Origin of the sequence: Salinivibrio sp. MA351 (assembly GCF_001996065.1) — a bacterium.
In the GTDB taxonomy this organism is placed as follows: domain Bacteria; phylum Pseudomonadota; class Gammaproteobacteria; order Enterobacterales; family Vibrionaceae; genus Salinivibrio; species Salinivibrio costicola.
This window is the reverse complement of sequence record NZ_MUFG01000017.1, coordinates 1-25,892: the sequence shown is the minus strand read 5'-3', so window position 1 is coordinate 25,892 and position 25,892 is coordinate 1. Positions and strand designations below refer to the sequence as shown.

Sequence of the window (25,892 nt, the reverse complement as noted above, 5' to 3'; positions counted from 1 at the left end):
TTTAGTCCTGTTTAGGCGAGAAGCGCTCCAACAGTAATACCAGCACAAAGCCCGTAATCATGGCAATCACCGCGAGGCCAACTTGTGCCGGATGTCCCACGATTGCCTCGTACGCGCCCGGTAGAAGGTTATCTTGCATCAAAGGGACTTGTTCACCCGATGAGTTAGTCCGCCAGGTAAGAGTATGTTTCCAAGGCCAAATTTTACCCAATGTGCCTAACATTAAACCGGTAAGGAAGGCGAGTGTTACTGCATAAAAACGCTCTAATAACCAGGACAGTAAATGAGAAAAACTCAATAAGCCGACGATGGCCCCCAAGGCGAGTAAGCCGAGCATATCCCATTGGCCTTGATGTACCGCGTCTAGAATCGGGCTATACATGCCGAGCAGTAACAGTATAAAGCTGCCCGAGATCCCCGGTAGAATCATGGCGCATATGGCAATGGCGCCGGATAAAAAGACGGTGAGAGGACTGGCTGTCAATTGCAACGGATTAGCGACGGTGATCCAATACGCAAAGCCGATACCGATAAGCGCGGCGAGTACCGTTCTTAGCGTGATTTTAGGGGCGGGGAGCTGTTTGGCGATATGCAGTGCTGACGCAATGATAAGACCAAAGAAAAACGACCACAGAGGGATGGGATGGTTGGCCAGCATCCAACTAATGCCCTTCGCTAAACCTGCGATACTGCTTAAAATTCCGGCTAATAACACACATAAAAAGGTGCCGTTGATGTGTTGCCATACGGCCTTAAAACCTTTGCGCCGCCAGAGCGAGAACAAGCTCGGGGTAATACGCCGAATACTTTCCAGCAATAGTGTATAGATGCCAGTAATAAACGCGATGGTGCCGCCAGATACGCCAGGAACGACGTCAGCGGCGCCCATTGCTACCCCTTTCAGATAGGTTGAGACCAGATTCTTGATCATAATACCATTCATCGATAAAAAGCTAAGGGCTGCATTATACCGAGATGAATCGTCAGTGATAGGCCTGCTTATACTAGGACGACTAGTCGTCTTCGCCATTTAAATTTTGAAGAGCATCAGCGAGTGCCCTCACGCGTTCATTCGTTTGATCGACAAGGCGACGAATTTCGGCTGCAGACTCTCCAGAGCGTTGTGCCAATTGTCGTACTTCATCGGCGACCACGGCAAAACCTCGGCCCGACTCACCGGCCCGAGCTGCTTCAATAGCTGCGTTGAGCGCAAGTAAGTTTGTCTGTTCGGCGATGCCGTTTATTACACCAATAATTTGTTGTATTTCGCTGCTAGATGCTTCGACTTTTGTCATTTCCTTCTCCGTTACATCAACAGCTTGGGCTCTATTGGTCACATCAATACCGTAGGAGACGAGGTAAACAGGGTTCCCTTCGGAGTCAAAAATGGGGGCGACGACAGTATCGAAACGGCGTTCGCTTCCGTCTGCAGCTGTAAACGGCAGTACTTCTTTTATTTGTTTACCCGAGAGCACATCGCTAAATGTCGATTCTCCGAGCTTATTCTTGAGGTTGTTGCTTAGAATTTCTGAGTTCGACGATGTTTCTGCGCGTAAGTGGTCAAGCATGTACGAATTAAACGAATCAGGTCTACCGTCAAGACTCCACTGCATAATGCCATTGCTGACACTGATCGCATCAAATCGACGTTCTGCCTCAAGTGATCGTTGTTTCGCTTCGGTGATATCAGCTTGAATAGAAATAAAGCTAGATAACTGTCCGTTATCATCAAAAATTGGATTGATAGAAACAGATATCCAATAGGCATCACCGTGTTTGTTATAATTAAGGAGCTCGTCGTAAAAGGGTTCGCGATTTTTTAGTTTTTGTGAGATTTTCGCGACTGTTTCGGTGTTAGTTCCTGGCCCTTGAAGCATAGTACCTGGTTTTTTGCCGCGCATTTCCGACATTGTATAACCTGTGAGTTTTTCAAACCCTTGGTTAACATAACGGGTATAGCCGTCAGCATCGGTAATGATGACTGAGTTATCTGTCTCATCTGCTACCATCGATAGCATTTTGAATTCTTCCCGACGCTCAACTTCCTCTGTGACGTCTTTGACAAACGCGGTGTACTGAATCTCGTCATCAAGTTCTATTTTAGATATGGAGAAACTTCCCCAACGGTTTTCACCATTTTTACGTACGAAAGGGACTTCGCGGGTGGAGCCCACAATTTTGTTGATACCGGTTCTTCGGTTTCGATTGACTAATTCATCATGCTCATGACGGTGTTGTTCAGGTACCAACATTTTTACGTTATGGCCTAGCATTTCGTCCCGAGAGTATCCCCACATTTGCTCAGCAGATTTATTAGCAAAGGTGATGCAGTTACGGCCATCGATAGTCACGACTGCATCTAGAGCTTGCTCGAGGGTTTGATTAACAATCTCTTGAGCTTGTTTTTGTGCAGAGATATCGTGAACAAATGCGGTGTAAGTAGATTTTCCAGCATGTTTAATATGGTTTAACGAGATGTTCACCCATACACGAGTTCTATCTTTTCTTTCTAACTGTACATCGCGAGATGTTCCGACGATGCGATTCTCTTGGGTCGTACGGTGATGATTAATGAACCCGTCATGACTGCCCCGAATTTCTTCTGGAACCAGCATTTTGACGTTGTGACCTAATACTTCATTGCGTTGATAACCCCACAGCGATTCAGCAGCATCGTTGAAATAGATAACGTTATTTTTTTCGTCGATGGTCACGATAGCGTGTATCGACTGATCCAGTGTTTTTTTGTAACGTCCATCAACGACTAAGTCCTTAAACATTGGCTTGTCCTTTATTGATCATTAACACTCGTGTACTTGTGAGTGGCTGGCGGTGTCAATTTCGTGATGTGTATTCCAACTCGTAACAAATACCGTACCACATCCGGTACTTGAATGTTGAGTAGACCGATCAACTTTAGGGTTAATATCAACACAAAAAATGATGGGTATTTAAGGCCAAAGTGAGCGCATGAGTGTTCGATTTTCAACCATTGCCGGAATGCCTGCAGCGGGGAGCTAGAAAGGATAATTCATCAGGTTGACCTTTAGTGTGTTGTAGGGAGGCCAAGCTTACTGAGAAGTGAATTGCACCAACTGTGATCGCGTTATAACTCAGTACATCGATGAGAAAATTTTTTGATAATTCAACAAAGTATCACAAAATGTAGGCTGAGACTTAATAATAACTACGCCCCCAGAAACCTCTGAGGGCGTAGTGGTGCGAGGTTAATTGCCCATCAGTTGCAAGAGGTTTTCGGCGGTGACGACCGCTTCTTTGCGATTGGCAATGTTGAGTTTTTGATAAAGGTTACGGATGTGGGTTTTAATGGTTGTCCCGGCGACATCTAGTTCATGAGCAATTTGCTCGTTACTGAACCCTGAATAAATCAAGCCAAGTACCTGCCACTCCCGCTGGGTCAATGAGCTGGTTCGTACTAATTCAGGAACGTTTGGATGCTTGACCAGTTTTTCGACAAAGGCTTCATCAAAGTGGGTTGAGCGAGAGCGTTGATGGCTGGCGATTTCTTTCAGTAACTGTTGTGCACGATGACGTTCTAACGCGCCAAGCGCTTGTTGTTCGATCAATGCATGCAACAGCGATGAGATAGCGTCACCCTCAATTAAAAAGTTACCCATCATACCCGTCTGATTGGTGAGTATAAGCGCTTCTTGAAGCTGCGTTTTCGCATACTCAGTTTCATGCTCTTTACTGGCGAGCACCGCTTCCACGATAAGATTTCGGTTCTTATCTGTCACGAGATTGGCTTGGTTCGCCTCGCGACGGAGAAAATCAATGGCTTGGCGAGCCTGATCATACTGACCTAGATGGAGGTGCGCCCGGGCGATATTACGCCATTGAAGCTGGCTAAAGTGATTACAGGCCGACGCGGGGCGAACGGCTTGATGCAGCCACTCCTCCATATGAGGAAGTTCGTGTTTGGCTTGCCAATAGAGTAACAACGATAAAGACGCGTTAGCGGTCCAATCGACATGATAAACCGACTCACGTAATAGATGCTCAATATGCTCAATGTGCTTGGCAGCTTTGTCGAGTTCACCGCGGCTAACAGCGACGCGGGAGAGCATGGAATAACTGTGTAGATGTTTGCTCGGGGGCTGATTCTCTAGCACTTGGAGCCCCTTGTAGGCACAGGCTTCGGCTTCGTCTAAACGGTTCCAACACCAAAGAATTTGTGCGCGAAGGCGTAAAGCAAATTCATGTAAAGGAACTTGGTGTAATTGCTGATCTTCAATGAGTTGATCGGCACTGTCGAGCAGCTCAAATGCCGCTTGCACATAGCCTTGTGCCAGGAGAATTTCACTTTGTTGTAAAATTGCCCAAAGTGCCTGGTGATACACTTGGTGCTGACGAGCGAGTTTTTCGGTTTGTTGCATCATCGATAAGGCACGATCGAGCTCGCCGAGCACATGGTTCACCTCGCCAACGACAGATGTCGCGACAATACGGCCACGGTAATTCGCGCTATCTAGTTGCTCAAGTGCTTTTTCAGCCAGGCGCATGGCCCGCTCTGGGTCGTTAGCATTAATTGCCACCTGTGCAAGTAGCGCATTGGCATTGCCTTGATAATCAATGTCGAGCGGTATTTCGCGAGCTTGATAGGCTTTTTCTGCACTTGCTAATAGCTCACCCACTTCATGATAGCGATGCTGGCTTTGTGCAAGCCAAGCTCGAAGTAGGCTTAAACTCGGATACTGGTACAAGTACTCGTTATTTAGCTTGCTGATAGCCGCTTCGAGGGTCGATAGCTCCCCACGGTTAAACATCCGCCAACCATATTGATTCAGAATAWCTGCCAACAGGGCATCATCCTCGCCATAACGTGCGTGGCGCAATGCTTGATGTGGCGATTCAAGCTTGAGCCAAGCTAAGGCCGCTTGCCGATGCAGTGTTTGTTGCTGCTGTGGGATCCGAGCCTGGCGCTCATGGGCAAGAAATTCAGCAAATAGATGGTGAAAACGGAACCAATTGTTGTCGCCTTCGAGTGGATAAATAAATAAACCGTAGCGGTTCAGAGACTCCAGCATCCCCAACGCGTCGCCGCGCTCCGTCAAGGCATAGACTAATTCATCGTTGAACATTTCTAATACCGACACTTTCATCAAAAACTGACGGGTTTCAGTATCAAGTAAATCAAACACTTCTTCCGCTAAATAGTCCCAAAGATGGGCATGGTTAAAGCTGGCACACGAGGCCGCGCTTTGCATGAGCGTACGCTTTTGGTGCTGTGCTTGAATCGCAATCAGTTGCAATGCTGACGGCCAACCTTCAACGTAGGTACACAAGGCATTGGCGGTTGACTCATCGACCCCATCGGCCACGCGTTGATTAAAAAAGCGGGTGGTCTCTTCGTTATCAAAGGCGAGTAATTCGTTCCCGATTTCGATCATTAAGTCACGAACACGCAAGTTCGCGGTGCCCAATGGCGGGTTGGCTCGTGAAGTGACGACCAAAGTGAGGTTATCCGGCATGTGCTTGATGAAAAAACGCATGGCTTCATGGATTTCTTCGTTATCAATAAGCTGATAATCATCCAATACCAGATAGCTGGTGGCATGAAAATTCGCTAACTCGGCAAACACATCGGATAAAAGTGCACGAAGCGATGAGAATTGGCGCTTCTCAGCAAGCTTAATGGTGTTTGCGCAGCCTTCTTGCGTGGCTTGATGCAGGGCTTGTAACAAGTAGTTAATAAAGCGGAAGCTATCATTGTCACTGTCATCAATACTAAACCAGCCAACATGGGACTGATCAGCCAGCCATTGTGCGGCCATGGTTGTTTTGCCATAGCCGGCGGGGGAGCGGAACATCACTAATTTATAGTGAGGCGCTTGTTGTAGCATATCGAGCACCCGAGGGCGCAATATGGCGTTATAAAGCCGACCTGGTCGAGTAAGTTTTGATGGGATCCACATAACACACTGTCCTTAACCTCAAATACGGTGCCGGCCCCTCAGCGCGACACTGCTTTATCCTCCTTGGAGTCTATGCGACTCCTAGATAGCAAACTATGATCTCTCTCCACTCTTGTGTTGATTGCTCTAGAATGGTGCATCTACGCCCTATATTCGTGATTTATATCACAATAGTTTTTTGTTTTCGCTATCCTTTAAAATAGCTTTGTACATTTATGTGTCCTGGAAAATATAGAATTTGCGCTGGAGCACAAAAATAACAAAAGTGATTTCTTACTTTTCATGCTGCTTTTCGAATGCTTTTTGTCCCATAACGTGATGTTGATCACTGGCTTGTATGTGGATGCTAGGATTGATGAGAGGCGGCTCACTGTTGGTGTGTGACACAGCTCTCTACGCCCTGCTATCTCCTCCTTTCCGTCACTGTGAGTGGGAGGATGTTTGTTACTCTCGAGTTGGGCAGGATGAATAGCCATCAAGGTTTCATTCCATTATTGAGAGTTATGACATGACCCCAAAACAGCAACATGCCTTTGATAAAAGTGCGTTTAAAATCAGCATGGTCCAACACTTGACCCAGCTAGGTCACGCACCTGAAACCGCTCAACAACGCGATTGGTACCTTGCCTTAGGGCGTGCATTGGCTGAGCACACAACAGGCGACTTGGTGGCGACTGAAAACGATCAAGCGATCAAACAGGCAAAAAGCGTTAACTATTTATCTCTTGAATTTCTCATTGGCCGCTTGACGGGCAACAACCTGATTAGCATGGGTTTATACGATGTGATTGCTGAGGCCGTTGGTGAACTCGGTCTGGGTCTTACCGACTTATTAGAGCAAGAGCGTGACCCGTCACTCGGCAACGGTGGGCTTGGGCGTCTCGCCGCTTGCTTTATGGATTCACTCGCGGCACAGCAATATCCAGCAGTTGGCTATGGCTTACACTACGAATATGGCCTTTTCCGCCAATCTTTCGATCAAGGGGCGCAGCAAGAAGCGCCTGATGCATGGCGTGAGCCAGAAGGCTACCCTTGGGAAGTCGTCCGTCCGGACCTGACTCAAACCATTGGTTTTTATGGCCATGTTGAGGTTGTTGAGGAAGCGGGGCATACCTATCGTCAATGGGTGCCTAGCTTGAAAATCCAGGCAATGCCTTGGGACTTACCCATTGTCGGTTACCAAAGTAACACCGTTTATCCATTGCGTTTGTGGGAAGGTCGAGCACTGACACCGTTCGCGCTTGATGCTTTTAATGCGGGCGAGTACACCCATGCGCAGCAAGCTGATATTGATGCGGGTAACCTGACTAAAGTCCTTTACCCCAACGATAATCATGATGCGGGCAAGACGCTGCGTTTAATGCAGCAGTACTTCCATAGCGCCGCCTCAGTGGGTGACATCCTTCGCCGTCACTTGGAAGCAGGACATGCGTTGGCGGCGTTGCCGGAGTATGAAACCATTCAGCTTAACGATACTCACCCAACGATCGCCATTCCGGAACTGATGCGTGTGTTGCTAGATGATTATCGCTTAGGTTGGGATGAAGCGTGGGCCATTGCTAGCCGTACCTTCGCTTACACGAATCATACGTTATTACCTGAAGCGCTTGAAACGTGGAGTGAATCGCTCATGGCAGAGCTTCTTCCTCGCCATATGGAGATCATTTTCGAGATCAACCATCGTTTCTTACAAGACGTGGAGCAAAAGTGGCCTGGTGATGTGCGCAAACAGCAAGTGTTATCCGTGATCGATGATCAAGGTGAACGCATGGTGCGCATGGCGAATCTGTGTGTGATTGGCTCTTATGCTGTCAACGGTGTCGCGGCCTTGCACTCACAGTTGGTTAAACGTGATTTATTCCCTGAGTTTGATGCGCTTTATCCAGGTCGCATTCAAAATGTGACAAACGGCATTACACCGCGTCGTTGGTTGAAATTCTGTAATCCTGATTTATCAAACTTGATCAGTGAAAAAATTGGCGAGCAGTGGCCAGCACAGCTTGAGCAACTCGAGCAGGTTGCACAATATGCTGACGACGCTGATTTTCAGAAAACCTTCATGGCGGTCAAGAAGCGCAATAAACAGCGCCTTGCTGACTGGGTAAAATCCAACCTCGATATCACGCTTAACACCGATGCGATTTTCGATGTTCAGATCAAGCGTCTACACGAATATAAGCGTCAGCACTTAAATCTATTGCATGTGATTTCGCTCTATCAGCGCTTGCTCAACGAGCCAAACTTTAACATGGCGCCGCGTGTTGTCTTTTTTGCCGCTAAAGCAGCCCCAGGTTATGAACTGGCAAAATCGATCATTTTCGCTATCAACAAGGTGGCCGAAACGATCAATAACGATCCACGCGTTGGCGATAAGCTTAAAGTGGTGTTTATTCCAGACTACCGCGTAAGCATGGCAGAAATTATCATTCCAGCCGCCGATGTGTCAGAGCAAATCTCAATGGCCGGTAAAGAAGCGTCGGGCACGGGTAATATGAAAATGGCCCTTAACGGTGCCTTGACCATTGGTACCATGGATGGCGCTAACGTCGAGATCCGTGAAGAAGTGGGTGACGATAATATCTATATCTTTGGCTTAGATGTTGATGGTGTCACCGAATTACGCCAAAAAGGCTATCAACCCGAAACAGCGTACCAAAATCAACCGCTTCTAAAAGCCGCTTTAGATAGCCTATTGGATGAAACCTTCACGCCAGGGCAGCCTGGTTTGCTGCGCCCTGTCTTTGACAGCGTGATGACAAGTGGTGACCCGTACTTATGTTTGGCTGACTTTGCTGATTATGTCCGCGCACACAATGACATTGATCGTGATTATCGAGACATGTCGCAGTGGGCACGCAAAGCCATTCTTAACACCGCGCTGGTTGGTAAGTTTAGCTCTGACCGTTCCATCCGTGATTATGTTAATAATATTTGGCAGCTAAAAGCGATCAAACGCTAATTGCTAATTGCAATATAACGGGTTAACAACCTGATAGGTGGCAAGGGATTCGCCTTGCCACCTGATAATAATGACAACAATATTGCCCAATAAAAGAAGGGGGCAGACCCCTCGGAGAAAGCGATGAAAGAATCTGCATTAAAGACAGTCGCACACATGGCGAATCTTGCCGACCGTTATATCAGTGCTTGGGGCACAGAAGCGGCGGTGCCAGACAGTACCTTACATGATTTATTAACGTCACTTGGCTATGACACACGTCATGATGATGCGTTGTTGGCATCAGCGGAGAGAAAACATAAAACGGATGTGCTTGCCCCCGTACAGGTGGTGCAAGACAACGAACCGGTTGAAATTGCGCTTTACCTTGGCACCAGTGCCAGAGACAGTGATTTTAGTTGGCGTTTGGAAACCGAACAGGGCGAGTGCTTTGAAGGTTATCTTCAGTCACAAATTATTCGCGATGAACGCAGTGAGGGTGGCCCGCTCGTTTTTAGCTTACCGTGCGCTCTACCTTGGGGCTACCACCGTCTCTTTGTAAACCGAAAGCGCCGCAAATCTCCCTATCAGATGACGTTAATTATGGCGCCTTCTCAGTGCTATAAACAACCTGAACTGAATGCGCACAAAAAAATGTGGGGGCCGAGTATTCAGCTCTACACCTTACGCACTCCACATAATTGGGGCATCGGTGATTTTGGCGATCTCAAACAGTTGGTCAGTGAATTGGCGTCACGCGGGGCAGATTTTGTTGGTCTGAACCCCATTCATGCGCTTTTCCCTGCCAATCCTGAAGCCGCGAGTCCTTATAGCCCGTCATCGCGTCGCTGGCTTAATCTTTTGTATATCGATGTCAGCGCGGTGCGAGAGTTTTCATTGAGCGCCAAAGCGCAGCAACTGGTGGGCAGTGCCGCGTTTCAACGTCGATTACAGGCCGTACGTGATACCCATTGGGTCGATTATAGTGAAGTTGCCGCATTGAAGATGGCGGTATTGCCGTTACTGTTTGAGGAGTTTAAACAGCGGGAGTTGCTGCAACAGACGCATCGTGGCCGCGCTTTCTTAGACTTTATTGAGCAAGGTGGTGACAGCTTAAAACAGCAAGCGACCTTTGATGCATTGCATCAACACTTGCGCGCAGACGACGAGAATATGTGGGGCTGGCCGGTGTTCCCAGAAAAGTACCGTCGCTATGAGAATGCAGCGACGCAAGCTTTTATTGAACAGCACCATGATGACATCCAGCTGTATATGTATTTACAGTGGATTGCTCAAATCCAAATCGAAGAGGCACAAGCGATCGCCGAAGAACAAGGCATGGCGCTCGGTTTATATCGCGACTTGGCGGTGGGTGTTTCAGATGCGGGAAGTGAAACATGGTCAGATAACTCGCCACTCGTGCTTGACGCCAGTGTTGGCGCGCCACCCGATATGTTGGGGCCGCGAGGACAAAATTGGGGCTTACCACCGTTTGATCCACAAGCGCTGCAAGCTTCGGGTTATCATGCTTATATTGAACTGTTGCGTGCCAATATGCGTCACTGTGGTGCATTAAGGATTGACCATGTGCTAGGTCTGTTGCGTTTATGGTGGATTCCGAAAGGCAAGAACGCCAGCGAAGGCGCGTATTTATATTACCCAGTAAAAGACATGCTTGCTATTTTGGCACTTGAATCACACCGTCATCAATGCAGTGTGATTGGTGAAGATTTAGGCACGGTGCCTGACGAAATTGGTGCGTTGCTGAGCGATGCGGGTGTGCATTCTTATAAAGTGTTCTTCTTTGAAACGTCAGAGGAAGATGGTGGATTTATTTCACCGGCCCATTATACCGAGCAAGCGATGGCAACACTTTCCACTCATGATATGCCAACCATTCGGGGATTTTGGCATTGTGATGACTTAAAAATGGGTCAAGAGCTGGGCTTGTATCCGGACGAAGCACAGCTTCAGCAGTTGTTTGATGATCGCTTAAAAGCGAAACAAGGGATCTTAGACAGTGTTCGTTGGCATGGCATGTTGCCGGAAGGTGTAGGGGCAGATGCACGTTATGTGCCGATGGATGGCTATTTGTGTCGCGCACTACAATTGCATGTCGCAGCCGGCCAATCTGCGCTGTTGAGTGTGCAGCTTGAAGATTGGTTAGAAATGGACAAGCCAGTTAATATCCCTGGTACGGTTGATGAGTATCCTAACTGGCGACGTAAACTCTCTGTGAACCTAGATACGTTGTTTAGCCGCGAAGAGTTAAATCAACTGGCGAAGGATCTTTCGCGGGTACGCTTACACGCGAGTCGTCTATCCGTTTGATCGCCTGATCACCACGCGACCACGCTCTATCCTTAGTGCTAGCCAACACATATGGGATGGAGCGTTTTTCTATAAGGACCCTTCTGTGTCACATTCCTCTTCCTCGATGACACCATATTATACGCACCCCGATCACTACGACATCGATCTCGCGGCCTTGTACAATCCTCGCTATGCGCATCAGCTCATGGGTGCGCATCCTATGACCTTGCCGGTTAACGGTGAGCCTATTGAAGGCGTGCGTTTTATTGTCTTTGCCCCTCATGCGCAATCGGTCAGCGTGATTGGCGATTGGAACCAATGGCAAGCTGATACCGCCTTGATGACGCCCATTGAAGATGGCTTTTGGGTCGGGTTTATTGCCAACCTTGGCACACACCAACGCTATAAATACGCCTTAACCGGTCCTGACGGACAGGGTTTACCCCATAAAGCCGATCCTTACGGGGCGTACGCTGAGCCTTATCCCTCGTTTGCGTCACTGACTTATGATCAGTCTGTTTATCAATGGAACGATCATCAGTGGCAGCAACGACCCATAACCGCAAAGCATCAACAAGCCTTGTCGTTTTATGAGTTACATCTTGGCTCGTGGCAACATGATGAAAATGGCCAAATGCTGGGCTATCGCGACCTTGCTGTGCGCTTAGTGCCGTATCTGGTTGATATGGGCTATACCCATGTGGAGCTAATGCCGGTCAGTGAGCACCCTTTTTATGGGTCGTGGGGATATCAACCCATAGGGCTTTTTGCACCGACCAGCCGCTACGGATCGCCGGATGATTTTAAGTATTTTGTCGACCAATGCCATCAGGCAGGGATTGGCGTGATCCTTGATTGGGTGCCGGGGCATTTTCCCACCGATGATCATGGGCTTGCGTACTTTGATGGCACGCCTTTATATCACGATCCTGATTCGCGTCGCGGTTGGCATAATGATTGGCACTGCCATCTCTACGATATGGGTAAAGATCATGTGCGCCGTTTTCTAGTGAATAATGCGCTGTATTGGCTCGATCAATTTCACATTGATGGTCTACGCGTGGATGCCGTCGCGTCGATGCTCTATCTCGATTATTCGCGTGAGCATGACCAATGGCTCCCCAACGCTGACGGTGGAAACGAGAATTACGACGCGATTGCGACACTAAAATGGATGAACGAGTCGGTTTATCACTATTTTCCCAATGCGATGACGATTGCTGAAGAGTCCACCACATTTCCTGGTGTGTCTGCGCCCACGTATATGGGAGGACTTGGGTTCGGATTCAAATGGAATATGGGCTGGATGCATGACAGCTTAAGTTATATCCGTGAAGCACCGGTGCATCGACGCTATCATCACGATACGCTGACCTTCCCATTAGTTTATGCGTTTAGTGAGAACTATGTGTTACCGCTATCGCATGACGAAGTGGTCTATGGTAAAGGCTCTCTGATGGGCAAAATGCCTGGCGATGAGTGGCAACAAACGGCTAATTTACGCGCCTATTTGAGCTATATGTATGGTCAACCCGGAAAAAAACTGAATTTTATGGGGGCGGAGATTGGTCAAACAGCAGAGTGGGATCACGATAGTCAACTTGAGTGGCACTGGTTGCAGTATGAACGCCACCAAGGTGTTCAAGCTCTGGTGAAAGCCCTCAATGCTCTTTATGTGTCGACGCCAGCATTGTACCGACTCGATTGTGATCCGACAGGGTTTGAATGGCGAGTCAAAGATGCGGCAGATATCAGTATCATGGCCCATGAGCGGTTGGGCGATGATGGCTCGCGAGTGCTGGTGGTGAGTAATTTCACGCCTGTACCACGTGATGGCCTTCAGCTAGGTGTACCGATGAGTGGCGACTATCAACTGGTATTAAACTCCGATGATGAGGCATTTTGGGGCAGTGGCTATCCGGTTTACCAAGTAGTGAGTACGGATAAAATATCAGCACATGAGCAACCCCAATCACTGACGCTCAATTTGCCACCGTTAGCCACGGTTTTTTATCGCTGGCAAGGGTGAACAACTTCAAACCACGCTAGACGACCCAATGAGGAACGCACCAAGTTAATCCTTGGTGCGTTTTTATTTGTCGCCTCGCGCAGACCGCAACGCTATGTTTACTGCACCGCTTACCGCCTTGTTTTAGGTTGAAACCATCAAAAAAGGCCGCGTATGCCTGCCTAATTGTTATCTTTGAAGCGCCGTTTTATGCCGCATCTTATTCGTCAACGAAGGTCACGCCGTTTTCACGGTGTAGACGCTTGCACGCGCGGCCGTCGCTGTGGAATAAGTGACAGCGGTGAGCGGGAATACCAATTGCGTACTTCTCGCCGGGCTCAATCTCAACCGTATCGAGTTGGCGATAGATCACATCCGCATCGGCACTTTCTAGGTTGAGATAAATTTGCGTCTCGTTACCCAACTTCTCAACGATGGTCGCTTCCCCTTCGATTTTGGCATCACCGTCTTTGGCGGCGATTAAATGCTCTGGGCGAATGCCTAGCGACATACGATCACCGCGGGTGACGGTTTTGCCATCGACTGGTATCCAGAAACTGGCCCCCTCACTTAGCTGCACTTTGACCCGAGTCGGCTCAACATCTGCGATGAATACGCTCATGAAATTCATTTTTGGGGAGCCAATAAACGAGGCCACAAAGCGGTTTTGTGGGTAGTGGTATAGCTCAAGCGGTTTGCCCACTTGCGCGACACGGCCCTCATCTAGCACCACAATTTTATCGGCCATGGTCATCGCTTCGATCTGATCGTGTGTCACATAAATCATGGTACAGCCAAGCTGACGTTGTAACTTGGTGATTTGTGCACGCATCTGCACCCGTAACCCCGCATCGAGATTCGATAAGGGTTCATCAAGTAGAAAAACCTGTGGTTGAGACACTAGGGTACGGCCAATGGCGACGCGCTGACGTTGGCCGCCCGACAGGGATTTTGGTTGTCTATCTAATAAGTGACCAAGTTGCAAAATTTCCGCCGCTTGATGCACGCGTTTATCTACCTCAGCCTTATTGGCTTTTGCCAGCTTTAAACCAAATGACATATTGTCATAGAGGTTTAAGTGGGGATAAAGGGCATAGGATTGGAACACCATGCCGACGCCACGTTTAGATGGCTCAATATCATTTACTCGCTGATCATCAATGTAAAGGTCGCCCGACGTAATATCTTCCAACCCGGCAACACAGCGCAATAAGGTGGATTTACCGCAACCAGAAGGACCGACAAAGACGACAAATTCGCCATCTTTAATCTCTAGGTCAACGTTTTTAGAAATCATTACATCGTTGTCATACGCTTTACAAACGTTTTTAAACGTGACACTTGCCATGTCGCTCGCCCTCAATCGCTTTTCATTAATTCGGCTCAATTTGCATGATACGTGGTTATGTTATCAATGTGGGTCGTTATAAGCGTTACCGCTTTTGTTTAACGTTCGTTGATGATTAATTAGCCACACTAGGGAAAATACCACTCATGCTTTTTTTGATGAGACTCAGTGTGTCTTATCTGCGCTAGCCCTGCATCCTCCTATCATCAATTATTACAGGGGGAGTAGGCGGGGAGGAGGATTTTCTCCTACCTAAAATAATTTGAGGGCGTACTTCACAAAAATCTGAGTTAATTAGTTGAACTTGATCACGTTCAGTTTATTTTTGTGAGCCGCATCATTAGTGACGAGCGATATGGATCACGAATTCGCTCGCATAGGTGTAGGGCGTAGAGACCAGGATGATGAGGAATGAAGAGGAATTACCCATGATAGAGCCTGAAACACAGCTCATCCTCCATGGAATCGTGCTACACCTCAGTAGAAGAAGGATAGAAAGATGAATAAATCACTTAGCGCTGTTGCCCTCGGTACCCTGATTGCACTTGGCTCATTTGGTGCAAATGCGAATATCGAAGAAGGCCAGCTGACCATTTGGATTAATGGTGACAAAGGTTATAACGGCCTTGCCGAAGTGGGTGACCGTTTTGAACAAGACACGGGCATTCCTGTAACCGTGGTTCACCCTGATGGCCTGCAAGACAAGTTCCCGCAAACCGCATCAACGGGTGATGGCCCAGATATCGTTTTTTGGGCGCATGATCGTTTCGGTGGCTATGCCGAGTCAGGCTTATTGACAGAAATCCGTCCGTCGGATCGTTTAAAAGACGGCATGGTCGATTTTGCTTGGGATGCGGTCAAATACAAAGGCAAATACGTCGGTTATCCGGTGGCCGTGGAGTCACTGTCTCTTATCTACAACAAAGATCTCGTCCCTAACCCGCCAGAAACGTGGCAAGACGTGGTTGCGATAGATGCCAAGCTCAAAGAGCAAGGCAAATCGGCTATCATGTGGAACTTAAAAGAACCCTACTTTACTTGGCCACTAATGGCGGCTGATGGCGGCTATGCGTTTAAACAAACCGCAACGGGTTATGATGTCAAAGATGCGGGCATCAATAATAAAGGGGTTCACGATGCACTGAACTTCATGAAGCAGATGGTCAAAGATGGCGTGATTTCTTCTGATATGGATTATTCCGTTTCTGAAGCTGCGTTTAACAAGGGTGACACAGCGATGACCATCAATGGCCCATGGTCGTGGGGGAACGTTGAGAAGTCAGGCATTAATTATGGTGTGGCTACCTTACCAACTTTCCAAGGTGAAGCCTCTAAGCCCTTTGTTGGCGTGTTAAGTGCCGGTATTAGCACCGCGTCGCCAAACAAGGCACTCGCCGTCGAGTTTCTTGAAAACTATTTGCTGACCAATGAAGGCCTATCAACCGTGAATGCGGATAAGCCTCTGGGTGCGGTGGCGTTAAATGCTTATCAAGCTGAACTTGCTAAAGATCTGCGCATTGCGGCAACGATGGAAAACGCTAAGCATGGCGAGGTAATGCCAAACATTCCGCAAATGAACGCGTTCTGGGCGGCAGCCAAAAACGCAATTATCAACGTGGTTGATGACCGTCAAAGCGTTGAAGCTGCTCTTAACGACGCAGAAAAACAGATGGTTAAATAAGCTCTATCTGCAGGGGGGATGCGTCCTCCCTGCATACTTCAGAATTAAGTGAGTAGCGTTCCTTATGCAGTCAGTCCAAGGTTCTCAAGCTATGACAACGTCAGGCTCTTCTTTGCCCAGCAGCACAAAAGCGTTCATCAAATGGGCGCTGTTGGCCTCTGTGGCTATTATTAACGGTTATGCCACCGTTTTAATGTATTCGCGTGGTGAAACTGCTTTTGCCCTGTTAACCGTGGTGTTAACCGCGTTAGCGCTGTACATTTTTGGTAGTAAAAAGACATATGCCCATCGATACATTTATCCAGGTATCGCGGGAATGATTCTTTTCATCATTTTCCCATTGGTATACACCGTGGGGCTTTCACTTACCAATTATAGTGCCTCCAACCAGTTATCTTTCGAACGCGCTCAGTCGGTATTGCTAGAGCGAACCTTCCAAGGTGGTGATAGCTATCCGTTTTCTCTTTACCAAACGGATAAAGGCGCGCGTCTTGTGGTGGAGATGCCGGAGGCTCGCTACGCCACCAAACCGTTTGACTTTGCAGCCCTTCCAGCCCAAACACTGGCGTTAACGCCAGTCGACAGTATCTCGGGCGAAAAAGCGACATTACGAGCGGTGATCCAAAATCGAGACGCACTCAGCGCTCTCGAACTTAAACGCAGCGATGATCAAATCATTCGGATGAGCGGTTTAAGGAAGTTTGCTGCCATTCAACCGCTTTACAGCCTGCAAGATGATGGTCGTACACTGATCAATAACCAAACCGGTGAAACACTCAAGCCAAATGATGAGATCGGTTATTACCAAGCGGTTAACGATGCCGGCGAATTTGTGGGCGATACCATTTCACCAGGGTATATCGTCCAAATTGGTACCGATAACTTTGAGCGTGTATGGACGGATGATGGGATTAAAGAGCCCTTTATTGGCATCTTTATTTGGACGATTGTCTTTTCTGTTTTATCGGTAGGCTTTTCACTTATTATTGGTTTGACTCTTGCCAGCCTTGTGCAGTGGGAAGAGTTGAAGGGTAAGTCTATTTATCGTCTACTTCTTATTCTGCCTTATGCGGTGCCAGCGTTTATTTCGATTTTGATTTTCCGCGGTTTGTATAATCAAAGCTTCGGTGAAATCAACATGGTATTAGAGGCTCTGTTTGGGATCAGTCCTAATTGGTTCTCAGATCCTGTAATGGCCAGAAGTATGGTGATAACGGTCAATACTTGGCTGGGCTTTCCTTATATGATGATTCTTTGTATGGGCTTGCTTAAGGCCATTCCGGATGATCTCTATGAGGCATCGGCCATTGACGGCGCGAATTTCATCCAAAACTTTACCCGCATCACATTGCCGATGATGATCAAGCCTCTCACGCCTCTGCTGATTGCAGCCTTTGCGTTTAACTTCAATAACTTTGTGATGATTATGTTGCTGACAGAGGGTGGACCGAGTCGAATTGGTACATCTGAACCGGCCGGTTATACCGACTTGCTGGTCAGTTACACCTACCGAATTGCGTTTGAAGGCAGTGGCGGTCAGGATTTTGGTTTGGCGAGTGCAATTGCGACGCTGATTTTCATTTTAGTTGGCGCTTTAGCTCTGGTGAATCTGCGCTTGGCACATAAAAACACGCAGTAAGGATATTTAATATGGCAATGGTACAAGGTAAATCCTTAAAATATCGCGTCTGGGCAACCCATATTGGCCTGTGCTTATTTTTGGCGCTGATTTTATTCCCGCTGTTAATGATTATTGCGATTTCCTTCCGTGAGGGTAATTTCGCTACCGGGAGTTTGATCCCGAAAAATCCGTCACTGGAGCACTGGAAGTTAGCACTGGGTTTCTCGGTGACTAATCCGGATGGCACAGTCACTCCTCCACCATTCCCCGTCTTATTGTGGTTATGGAACTCGGTGAAGGTTGCAGGCATTACTTCGTTATTTATTGTAGTGCTGTCTACCACCTCGGCATACGCCTTTGCCCGTATGCGGTTTAAAGGTAAGCAGACTATCCTCGATGCAATGATGATCTTCCAAATGTTCCCGGCAGTGCTGGCATTGGTGGCTATCTACGCCTTGTTTGATAAGTTAGGTCAGTACATTCCATTTTTAGGGCTCAACACTCATGGCGGCTTGATCTTTGCCTATTTAGGCGGGATTGCGTTGCATGTCTGGACCATTAAAGGGTACTTTGAAAGCATTGACGGTTCCCTCGAAGAGGCTGCGGCTTTGGATGGGGCCACGCCATGGCAAGCCTTTAGGCTGGTACTACTTCCGCTCTCAGTACCAATCTTGGCGGTGGTCTTTATTCTGGCATTTATTATGGCCGTGGGTGAGGTACCGGTGGCTTCGATTCTGTTATCGGATGTCGATTCTTATACCTTGGCGGTAGGGATGCAGCAGTACTTGTATCCGCAAAACTATCTGTGGGGCGACTTCGCGGCGGCAGCCGTGCTGTCAGCAGTACCGATTACCGGTGTCTTCTTGTTAGCACAACGTTGGTTAGTGGGTGGTTTGACCGCAGGTGGCGTGAAAGGGTAACCCTCAACCCACCATTGATTGTTAAGAACCACGTAAAAGGCAGCTGATAATAGCTGCCTTTTTACTGTCGAGGATATTGTGTTAAAGCCAATCACCGTCAATACAGACTAAAAAGCTCTTTGCTGCCAAGCGTTGGAATGCTTCTGGTGCAGTGACAGTCGTCTCATCGGTCGCCGTATCACAGACAATGCGCCATTGGTGATCACTCGGTAGCCGTAATGCTTGGGCGGTGTCGCTGATATTAATGGCTATAAGCATGGATTGACCCGCGTCAGGGTGATGCGCGCCGAGCGTGATCTGACAGCTGAGCGCTTGCAGGTTTGGCCATTGGTGATCTTGAATCGGATCGCCATTCGAATGGCGCCACGCAATCTGATTTAAATGGCGCTGTGTGCCACTCAATGCATCAATAAAGCGCGGCACAATAGCGTTGCGACGCGCAATCATGGTAGCAAACCAATTTGACCAAGCGTGATTCTGCGTTTGCCAGTTTAGCCAACTCGTGGGGTTATCTTGGCAATAGGCATTGTTATTGCCTTGTTGCGAGTGACTGATGAGATCCGCGGTCAGAATATGCGGGGTGCCCAATGAGAACAAAATACTCGCGATCATATTACGCTTTTGCTGCTCCCTAACAGCCATGATTGTGGGATCGTCTGTCGGTCCTTCGATGCCATAGTTCGCAGAGCGGTTGTCACCGTGACCATCTCGGTTATTCTCACCGTTCGCGTGGTTATGTCGTTTGGCGTAACTGACCATATCTTGCAGGGTAAAACCGTCATGATAGGTGACATAGTTAATCGGCAAATGATCGGGCCAGTGGCTGGCACTGAAAAAGTCACGCGATCCCATAAGACGAGTAGCAAAATCTTGTAACTTGCCTGGATCGCCACGCCATACACTGCGGGTGGTATCGCGGATTTTATCGTTACACTCGGCCCAATTTGCTGGGAACTGGCCTAACTGGTAACCATTGGGGCCAATATCCCAAGGTTCAGCAATCAGTTTGACGGTAGAAAGGATGGGGTCTTGGGCAATAGCGTGGAAAAAGGCACTGTGTGGATGAAAAGCCTCGCCGTCTCGCCCCATAGTGGCGGCGAGATCGAATCGAAACCCATCCACGTGATAGTGGGTGACCCACATACGCAAGGTGTCGAGCACCAGTTTTAGCGAGGCAGGGTGGTGTAAATCAAGGGTATTGCCACAACCGGTATAATTGCGCAGCTGTTGGTTATCCTGGAGATACATTGCCTGGTCGATCGCTTTAAAATGCAGTATGGGTCCACCGTCGCCACCTTCCGCGGTATGATTAAATACCACGTCTAAAATCACCTCAATATCGTGACGATGTAGCTCGCGTATTGCTGTTTTCAACTCATTAACCGCGTCCTTTTCGGCATAACGCGGATCCGGGGCCATCCAAACATAAGGGTTATAGCCCCAATAATTGGTTTTTTGCTGGCTGAGTAAATGCGGCTCGGGTAAGCAGGCGGTGATAGGAAGCAGTTGCAGGCAATTAATGTGATGTTGTTGGTAAAACGCCAACATCGCTGGTGAGATTAAACCCAAGTAACGCCCTTTTTCCGTCGGGTCCACATCCGGGTGCTGCTGAGTCAGCCCTTTAACATGAGTTTCAAAAATCACAGTGTCGCACATTGGACGCTGAGGGGATGACACGCCTTGCCAATCAAATGGCGCATGATCCACAACTTGGCAGCGCGCCAGTAATGTACTTTGCGATGGTGTATAAGGAGGCTGATAGCTTAAAGGGCCAATCACCGCTTGCGCATACGGATCGGCCACGCACCATGTTTGGCCATTATGTGAGATTTCAAAACTGTAATCTTGCCCTGCAACCACATCAGCGACCTCTTTTGTCCAATAACCACGTTTGTATTCGCGCATGGCGAGCCGCTGAGGTTGGTGCCCTTGATGCCACAGCAATAAATGCACGCAGTCCTGGTCTGGTGCGTACAAAGTAAATCGACAACCTGAGCCGTATAACTGAGCCCCTAATGAATAAGGAGCAGGAAAACAAATCGACATAAATAACACCATTAAATTAGACTCGCTGCCATTAGAGCTTTTAATCATAAACAATTCAATCTGATGTCACATTTATGATGATTGCCCAGTATGTAATTAAGTTTCATGCCTTTAAGAATAAATCTATTAATAGTGATCATGTCGACGTTTTGTAGGCCTGTTTAGCGAAAAATAATTACCAATTACGCCCTCGTTCAGTGACCCCGCTCGACAAGTTTAGATAATTGGCTCTCACTCATCCTTTCTCCTCCTCCCCCTGAAATCGCACGGCCGGATGACGCCAAAATGACCGCTCAGGGATAGGATAATTCCAGGATAACGAAGAAAGCTAAGCCTTGGACACATTGTCTTTTCCCACTACCCACTGCCGGTGTGAAGAGACACGTAAAAAAGGCCCATTATGGAGTAAGGTATGAGAAAAGTAAGTTTAATTGCGGCGGCTGTCGCGACTGCTGTCACCGCTACCTCAGCGTTTGCTGTCGACTTTAATGGCTATGCACGTGCTGGTGCTGCTATCGGTGGCAATGGCGCGGGTGATAGTGCTTTTGAAAAGAATAAAGTTGGTCGTTTGGGTAATGAAGACGACAACTATTACGAGTTCGGCTTTTCAGAGGAGCTTCAAACCGGAGAGCAATCATGGAAGCTGGAATCGATGATTGCCTCTAGTGATAAAGGTCAAAGTGGTTGGGAAGATAGCGAGATTAATGTCGCGCAATTTAATGTCCAAGCCAAAGGGGTGATTGCATCTGACCCTGAAGCCGTTATCTGGGCGGGTAAGCGTTATTATCAACGTAAAGACATCCACATTACTGACTTCTATTTCTTGAATACGTCAGGTACCGGTGGTGGTATCGAAAATATTTCATTGGGCGACCAAAAACTTTCCTTAGCTTTTGTTCAAGATGGAGAAAATGATCAGTCTTCAGGCTATATTTTTGATGCACGTTTAGCCAATATTGGCTTGTGGGAAGACGCTAGCCTTGAGCTCGCTACTGCCTATAACTTTGCGACAGAAAAAGATGATCAAACGGAAGTAGCTGATGATGGCATTATGCTAACCGGTATTGTGCATCAGAATATGGATAACGGCTTCAACCAAACAATACTGCAATATGGCTCTGCAGGATACGGTGATCAGATTGCTGGTTTTGGCTCTGGTGCGTGGTACAACCGTGGTTCAGACGATAAAAACGATGCGCAAGGCTATCGTATTATCAACTGGGGTGTGATGAATATTGGGTCGTCAATGGAACTCGGACATCAGCTTTCTTATCATAATGGCTCGGATTTGACCGATGGTGAGGGTGACTCTGATATGTTCACTGCAGTCGTGCGCCCTGTTTATAAGTGGAACGATACGATGCGCACCATCGGTGAGGTCGGCTTCTTTGATGGCGAAAATCAAGGAGCAGACCAAGGAGGCCACAAGTTTACTTTAGCTCAAGCATGGGCAATGGGTGACAGCTTCTGGTCGCGTCCTGAGATCCGCTTCTACGGTACGTATATAACGGATGAAGAGGGAGATACGTTTGGTGACAAAGGTGACTCAGAGTTCGTAACTGGTGTGCAATTGGAAGCTTGGTGGTAAGCCTTTTTTAAACTGTCTTTTTTTCATAGCCGACAATTGTCGGCTATTTTTTTAGGTGTTTTATATGAATAAGAAAGTGTTACTTATTTCTGGGTTATTATTACTTAATGGGTGCTCGACGATCGTTGATGACCAATATCAGGTTGCACCTATAGGAAAGGCAGTGACGCAGATTCAACAAGCGAAAAAACTGCCGTTAGAAATGGATCAAGAGATCAAGTTAGCGGTGACCGCGCAAACACAAACGCTCGATATCCATAGCATTGATAGCCCTGGCGTTATTTTTGAATTACCCATGGTAAAAAATGGATTGGATGTCAATATCGAGACAGAAATAAACGATAGTGTTTTTGTCCCAAGTGCCAAAGTGATTAATCAGTCTGGCGATATTCGTGCTGAGCTTGATGATCAAGGTTTGGTTTATCTAAAGCCCCGTCTAGCCGATGGAAACCGTTTGCAAGGTAATATTAAAGTCCATCCACAAATAGGTGACAGTGCGCTCTACTTGGTTGTTTTTACTGATAAAGATAAACTTAATGAAACGGTGGCGGTCAGTCATCCAGCGAAACTAGACGCAGAGGGAAGAGGGAATTACTTTCCAGAGGTAGGCGATATTCAAGTTCCGCGCGCTTTAACCGGGAAGCTTTCAATTGAGGCAACCGCTTTGGGAGCACGTACTGATGCTCCGTCTACTGTGCTGCCAGTGCTCTCCAACACTGAACGTCCGCAACAAGAAAGCGTGAATTTTTATCATCAGGCTATTCGAACCGCGATTGCAGACAACGATGTCGACAAAGCAATGGGATTGCTGCGTGATGCTGAGCAATTGGGTATTGCCGACGCTGATCAAGTCTTTCGTGAAGCGATGAAAGCACAGTTAGATCGGCAGTAATCGAGCTTTGCAGTGACGTTTCATCACATAGCGATTCTAGACAGCAAATAAAAAGGGCACCTGCAAATGGTGCCCTTTTTGCGATCAAGAGAGAGCGCCGAATTAGACTTTGAACGTCTCGACCAGCTGACGGATGGTGGTGGCTTCTTGGTTCAGTGTATGGTTTGCGCCTTGTGCTTGCTCACTGAGCGATAAGGTTTGCTCTATACGTTGTGAAAGGGCTTGGATATTTTCGGCCACTTGCTGCGAAACGGCACTTTGCTCCTCGGCTGCGCCTGCGGTTTGATAATTGATATCGCCGAGCTGGTGTACCAAATCAACAATCTCGTTTAAGGTCTGCTGAACGGAGACACTCGCTTGATAACCCTCTGCGGCACCGCGCTCACCTTGCTGGATAACCGCTTCAATATCCGTCAATAGTTGGTTGAATGTTTCAAGCGTCGATACGATTTGATCGACAGATTTTTGTGAATGCTGGGCTAACGCGCGTACCTCGTCAGCGACCACCGCAAATCCTCGGCCAGCTTCACCGGCGCGTGCTGACTCAATCGCGGCATTGAGCGCCAATAAGTTCGTTTGATCCGAAATGCCACGAATATCATCGAGTAGTGCGGCAATATCGCTACCACTGGCTTTGACTTCGCTGACAAAACTGTTGGCTTTTTGTAGATCATTGTTCGCTGTTTGATTGCGCGCTACGTTGTTGGTCACATTATCCATACATTGATTCAGTGACGACACCACCGCGGCATTTTTCTCTTTGGAGGCTTCAGAGTTGGTTGCCACATCTTTGGACGTTGCTGTTAGTTGTTCCATGGCCGTCGCCGCTTGATGCAAGGTCTCCGTATTTTCAGACAGCGCTTGATGCGCATCGGTGATCGCATGGTTAGCCGTCGTTGAGGTATCCGATAAGCGTCCACCTGCTTGCTGAATTTGGCCAACCATCGACTGTAGCGCATCCAGCATCTGATTGACTGACTGTTTGATACTATCAATCTCGGTTTTACCCGTGACGGATAAACGCTGAGTTAAATCCCCACCGCCTTGCGCAATCGCCTGAATGGAGTGATCAACACTGGTTAACGGCGCCAATTGGCGTTTGATGACGACTTGAATGATGATAAACGCCAAAATCAGCACGATACCACTTACCAGATAGATGGTGTTTTGGATATGCGTCTCGGCCTCGGTCATCATTTGATTGAGTTGCGTCACCGGTGCCATAGCAGCAGATATAGGGGTCACAATCATCACCGACCAGGTCTTGGTCATATTGCCAAACTCAATGGGTTGCGATACGTAAAAGTGCGAATCGGTTTGCTTGAATTGGTTTGTTGCGTTCTGGCTTAGAAGGTTAGAAAGTGGTTGGTAAGCAGGAGAGGAAAGTCCTGAGACCGCAGCGCCATGTTGAACGTGCTGATCGGTACTAGCCACAATCCGACCATCTTGACTGATAACAAATAGTTCCCCGTCATTATCGGCACGTTTGGCTAAGAGTGATTGGATTTGCGAGGTCTTGAGCGTACTTCCCACCATAGCAACCGTTTTATCAAAGCGAAAAACGGGAGTTGTCACATCGAACACCGTTTGCGTCTTACCATTAATCTGAGCCGTTCTTGGATCAGTAATACAATCTTTTTGTGTGTTCACCGGGCACTGATACCAAGGGTTGGATTCTGAAAAGTTTTGAGCGGCTTGAAGACGCATTTCTCCGTTCTCATCCACCGATACAGACGGTACATAGCGTCCATCCGCTGCACTGGTTGGGTCGCCATAATAAAAGGCATCGGCCCCTAAGACGTTTTTTTGCCACTCGGTATAGATGTTGTGCCACTCAGGCTGACGTTTCAAAATCGAATACATGATCCTAGGAATATCATCACGATCGAGGATCCTTGATGACTTATTCTTCTCCGCTTCTGACGTATATATCTGAGCAATGGTTCGCACCGTATCGAGCGGAGAAGCGATGTAGGCATGAATCTCTTCACTGAGTGCTGTTGCCCGATTCTGCATTTTTATCACCTGATCCCGCTTCACATTCTCTGTCACCTGAGATGACATTGCTGATTGACTGGTATTCAGAGTTGAAAGAGAGATGGTGCTGACCAAACCCAGACCGACTAACACGATTGCAGAGGCCGTTAGGCTGATTCGTTGGCTGATAGAGAGGTGACGCAATTTTTTCATAATCACTTTCCGCACAAAGAAAAAATTCGGAGGTCGTCGGGCGGCGTGACGATGGGTGTCGTGCTAGCGAGCAATGGCACAACAGATAACGCGCGCCGACGGTGACGATCAGAGTTTCTAGTGTTGCTCAAATAGACAACAGGCACATCCTCCTTATTTGCGCTTGTAACGCTTGCAATAAGGAGGAGATCAGGAGGGGGAGAGAGCTAATTTGAACGATCAGCTTAAGCCGATCCAGCGCACACCACATTGTCTTGACCGACGTTGTCACGTTGCGACGATCACACTACCTGGATTAAAACAGCAAGCGAAACTGCGCTTATTCACAATTTTGTTACTAACGGAGGAGGGCGTAGGCAGATGGATGAGGTTGCATGTTAGCGCATGTGCTAGCGGTACTAAGCTTTCACT

Annotated in this window: 14 protein-coding genes; 8 read left to right on the top strand and 6 right to left on the bottom strand. The window is 47.8% G+C overall.

The genetic code is table 11. From position 1 onward, the window contains the following. Position 1 precedes the first annotated feature (1 nt). The 3 genes from BZG78_RS10015 to malT all read right to left on the bottom strand — a co-directional run bounded on the left by BZG78_RS10015 (position 2) and on the right by malT (position 5,936). Positions 2 to 931 carry a DUF368 domain-containing protein gene (locus BZG78_RS10015; protein WP_077661112.1) on the bottom strand — a complete coding sequence of 310 codons (930 nt, stop codon included), beginning with the start codon at positions 929 to 931 and terminating at the stop codon, positions 2 to 4. A gap of 82 nt (positions 932 to 1,013) precedes the next feature. Continuing rightward, positions 1,014 to 2,780 carry a PAS domain S-box protein gene (locus BZG78_RS15660; RefSeq protein ID WP_077661111.1) on the bottom strand — a complete coding sequence of 589 codons (1,767 nt, stop codon included), beginning with the start codon at positions 2,778 to 2,780 and terminating at the stop codon, positions 1,014 to 1,016. Between the two features lie 447 nt (positions 2,781 to 3,227). Then, positions 3,228 to 5,936 carry an HTH-type transcriptional regulator MalT gene (gene malT / locus BZG78_RS10005; RefSeq protein WP_077661110.1) on the bottom strand — a complete coding sequence of 903 codons (2,709 nt, stop codon included), beginning with the start codon at positions 5,934 to 5,936 and terminating at the stop codon, positions 3,228 to 3,230. A 508-nt stretch (positions 5,937 to 6,444) separates the two neighbouring features. Here malT and BZG78_RS10000 point away from each other — a divergent pair. From BZG78_RS10000 to glgB, 3 genes are all read left to right on the top strand, one after another. Continuing rightward, positions 6,445 to 8,895, top strand: a complete 2,451-nt coding sequence (locus tag BZG78_RS10000; protein WP_077661109.1) for a glycogen/starch/alpha-glucan phosphorylase — start codon at positions 6,445 to 6,447, stop codon at positions 8,893 to 8,895. Between the two features lie 123 nt (positions 8,896 to 9,018). Continuing rightward, positions 9,019 to 11,205: a 4-alpha-glucanotransferase gene (gene malQ / locus BZG78_RS09995; protein ID WP_077647552.1), complete on the top strand. Its 2,187-nt coding sequence runs from the start codon at positions 9,019 to 9,021 to the stop codon at positions 11,203 to 11,205. 106 nt (positions 11,206 to 11,311) lie between these two features. After that, positions 11,312 to 13,216: a 1,4-alpha-glucan branching protein GlgB gene (glgB, locus tag BZG78_RS09990; RefSeq protein ID WP_077661108.1), complete on the top strand. Its 1,905-nt coding sequence runs from the start codon at positions 11,312 to 11,314 to the stop codon at positions 13,214 to 13,216. A gap of 199 nt (positions 13,217 to 13,415) precedes the next feature. Here the strand turns inward: glgB and malK are convergent, their stop codons facing one another. Continuing rightward, on the bottom strand, positions 13,416 to 14,543 hold the full coding sequence (gene malK / locus BZG78_RS09985) for a maltose/maltodextrin ABC transporter ATP-binding protein MalK (RefSeq protein ID WP_077661107.1): 1,128 nt from the start codon (positions 14,541 to 14,543) through the stop codon (positions 13,416 to 13,418). 499 nt (positions 14,544 to 15,042) lie between these two features. Here malK and malE point away from each other — a divergent pair, with 499 nt between their 5' ends. The 3 genes from malE to malG all read left to right on the top strand — a co-directional run bounded on the left by malE (position 15,043) and on the right by malG (position 18,765). Continuing rightward, positions 15,043 to 16,224 (top strand): maltose/maltodextrin ABC transporter substrate-binding protein MalE, encoded by a 1,182-nt coding sequence (gene malE / locus BZG78_RS09980; RefSeq protein WP_077661106.1) that lies wholly within the window; start codon positions 15,043 to 15,045, stop codon positions 16,222 to 16,224. A 64-nt stretch (positions 16,225 to 16,288) separates the two neighbouring features. Next, positions 16,289 to 17,863, top strand: coding sequence for a maltose ABC transporter permease MalF (gene malF / locus BZG78_RS09975; RefSeq protein ID WP_077661105.1), 1,575 nt, complete (start codon positions 16,289 to 16,291; stop codon positions 17,861 to 17,863). A gap of 11 nt (positions 17,864 to 17,874) precedes the next feature. Then, positions 17,875 to 18,765, top strand: coding sequence for a maltose ABC transporter permease MalG (malG, locus tag BZG78_RS09970; RefSeq protein WP_077461349.1), 891 nt, complete (start codon positions 17,875 to 17,877; stop codon positions 18,763 to 18,765). A gap of 81 nt (positions 18,766 to 18,846) precedes the next feature. On the opposite strand, the gene glgX is transcribed toward malG, so the two are convergent. Next, a complete protein-coding gene (gene glgX / locus BZG78_RS09965) occupies positions 18,847 to 20,859 on the bottom strand; it encodes a glycogen debranching protein GlgX (RefSeq protein ID WP_077661104.1) in 2,013 nt (670 codons plus the stop codon). A gap of 364 nt (positions 20,860 to 21,223) precedes the next feature. Here glgX and lamB point away from each other — a divergent pair, with 364 nt between their 5' ends. Both lamB and BZG78_RS09955 read left to right on the top strand, forming a co-directional pair. Next, a complete protein-coding gene (gene lamB, locus BZG78_RS09960) occupies positions 21,224 to 22,399 on the top strand; it encodes a maltoporin LamB (protein ID WP_077461347.1) in 1,176 nt (391 codons plus the stop codon). A gap of 64 nt (positions 22,400 to 22,463) precedes the next feature. After that, positions 22,464 to 23,291, top strand: coding sequence for a MalM family protein (locus tag BZG78_RS09955; protein ID WP_077661103.1), 828 nt, complete (start codon positions 22,464 to 22,466; stop codon positions 23,289 to 23,291). A 102-nt stretch (positions 23,292 to 23,393) separates the two neighbouring features. On the opposite strand, the gene BZG78_RS09950 is transcribed toward BZG78_RS09955, so the two are convergent. Continuing rightward, positions 23,394 to 25,481, bottom strand: coding sequence for a methyl-accepting chemotaxis protein (locus BZG78_RS09950; protein ID WP_077661102.1), 2,088 nt, complete (start codon positions 25,479 to 25,481; stop codon positions 23,394 to 23,396). Between the last annotated feature and the right edge of the window lie 411 nt (positions 25,482 to 25,892).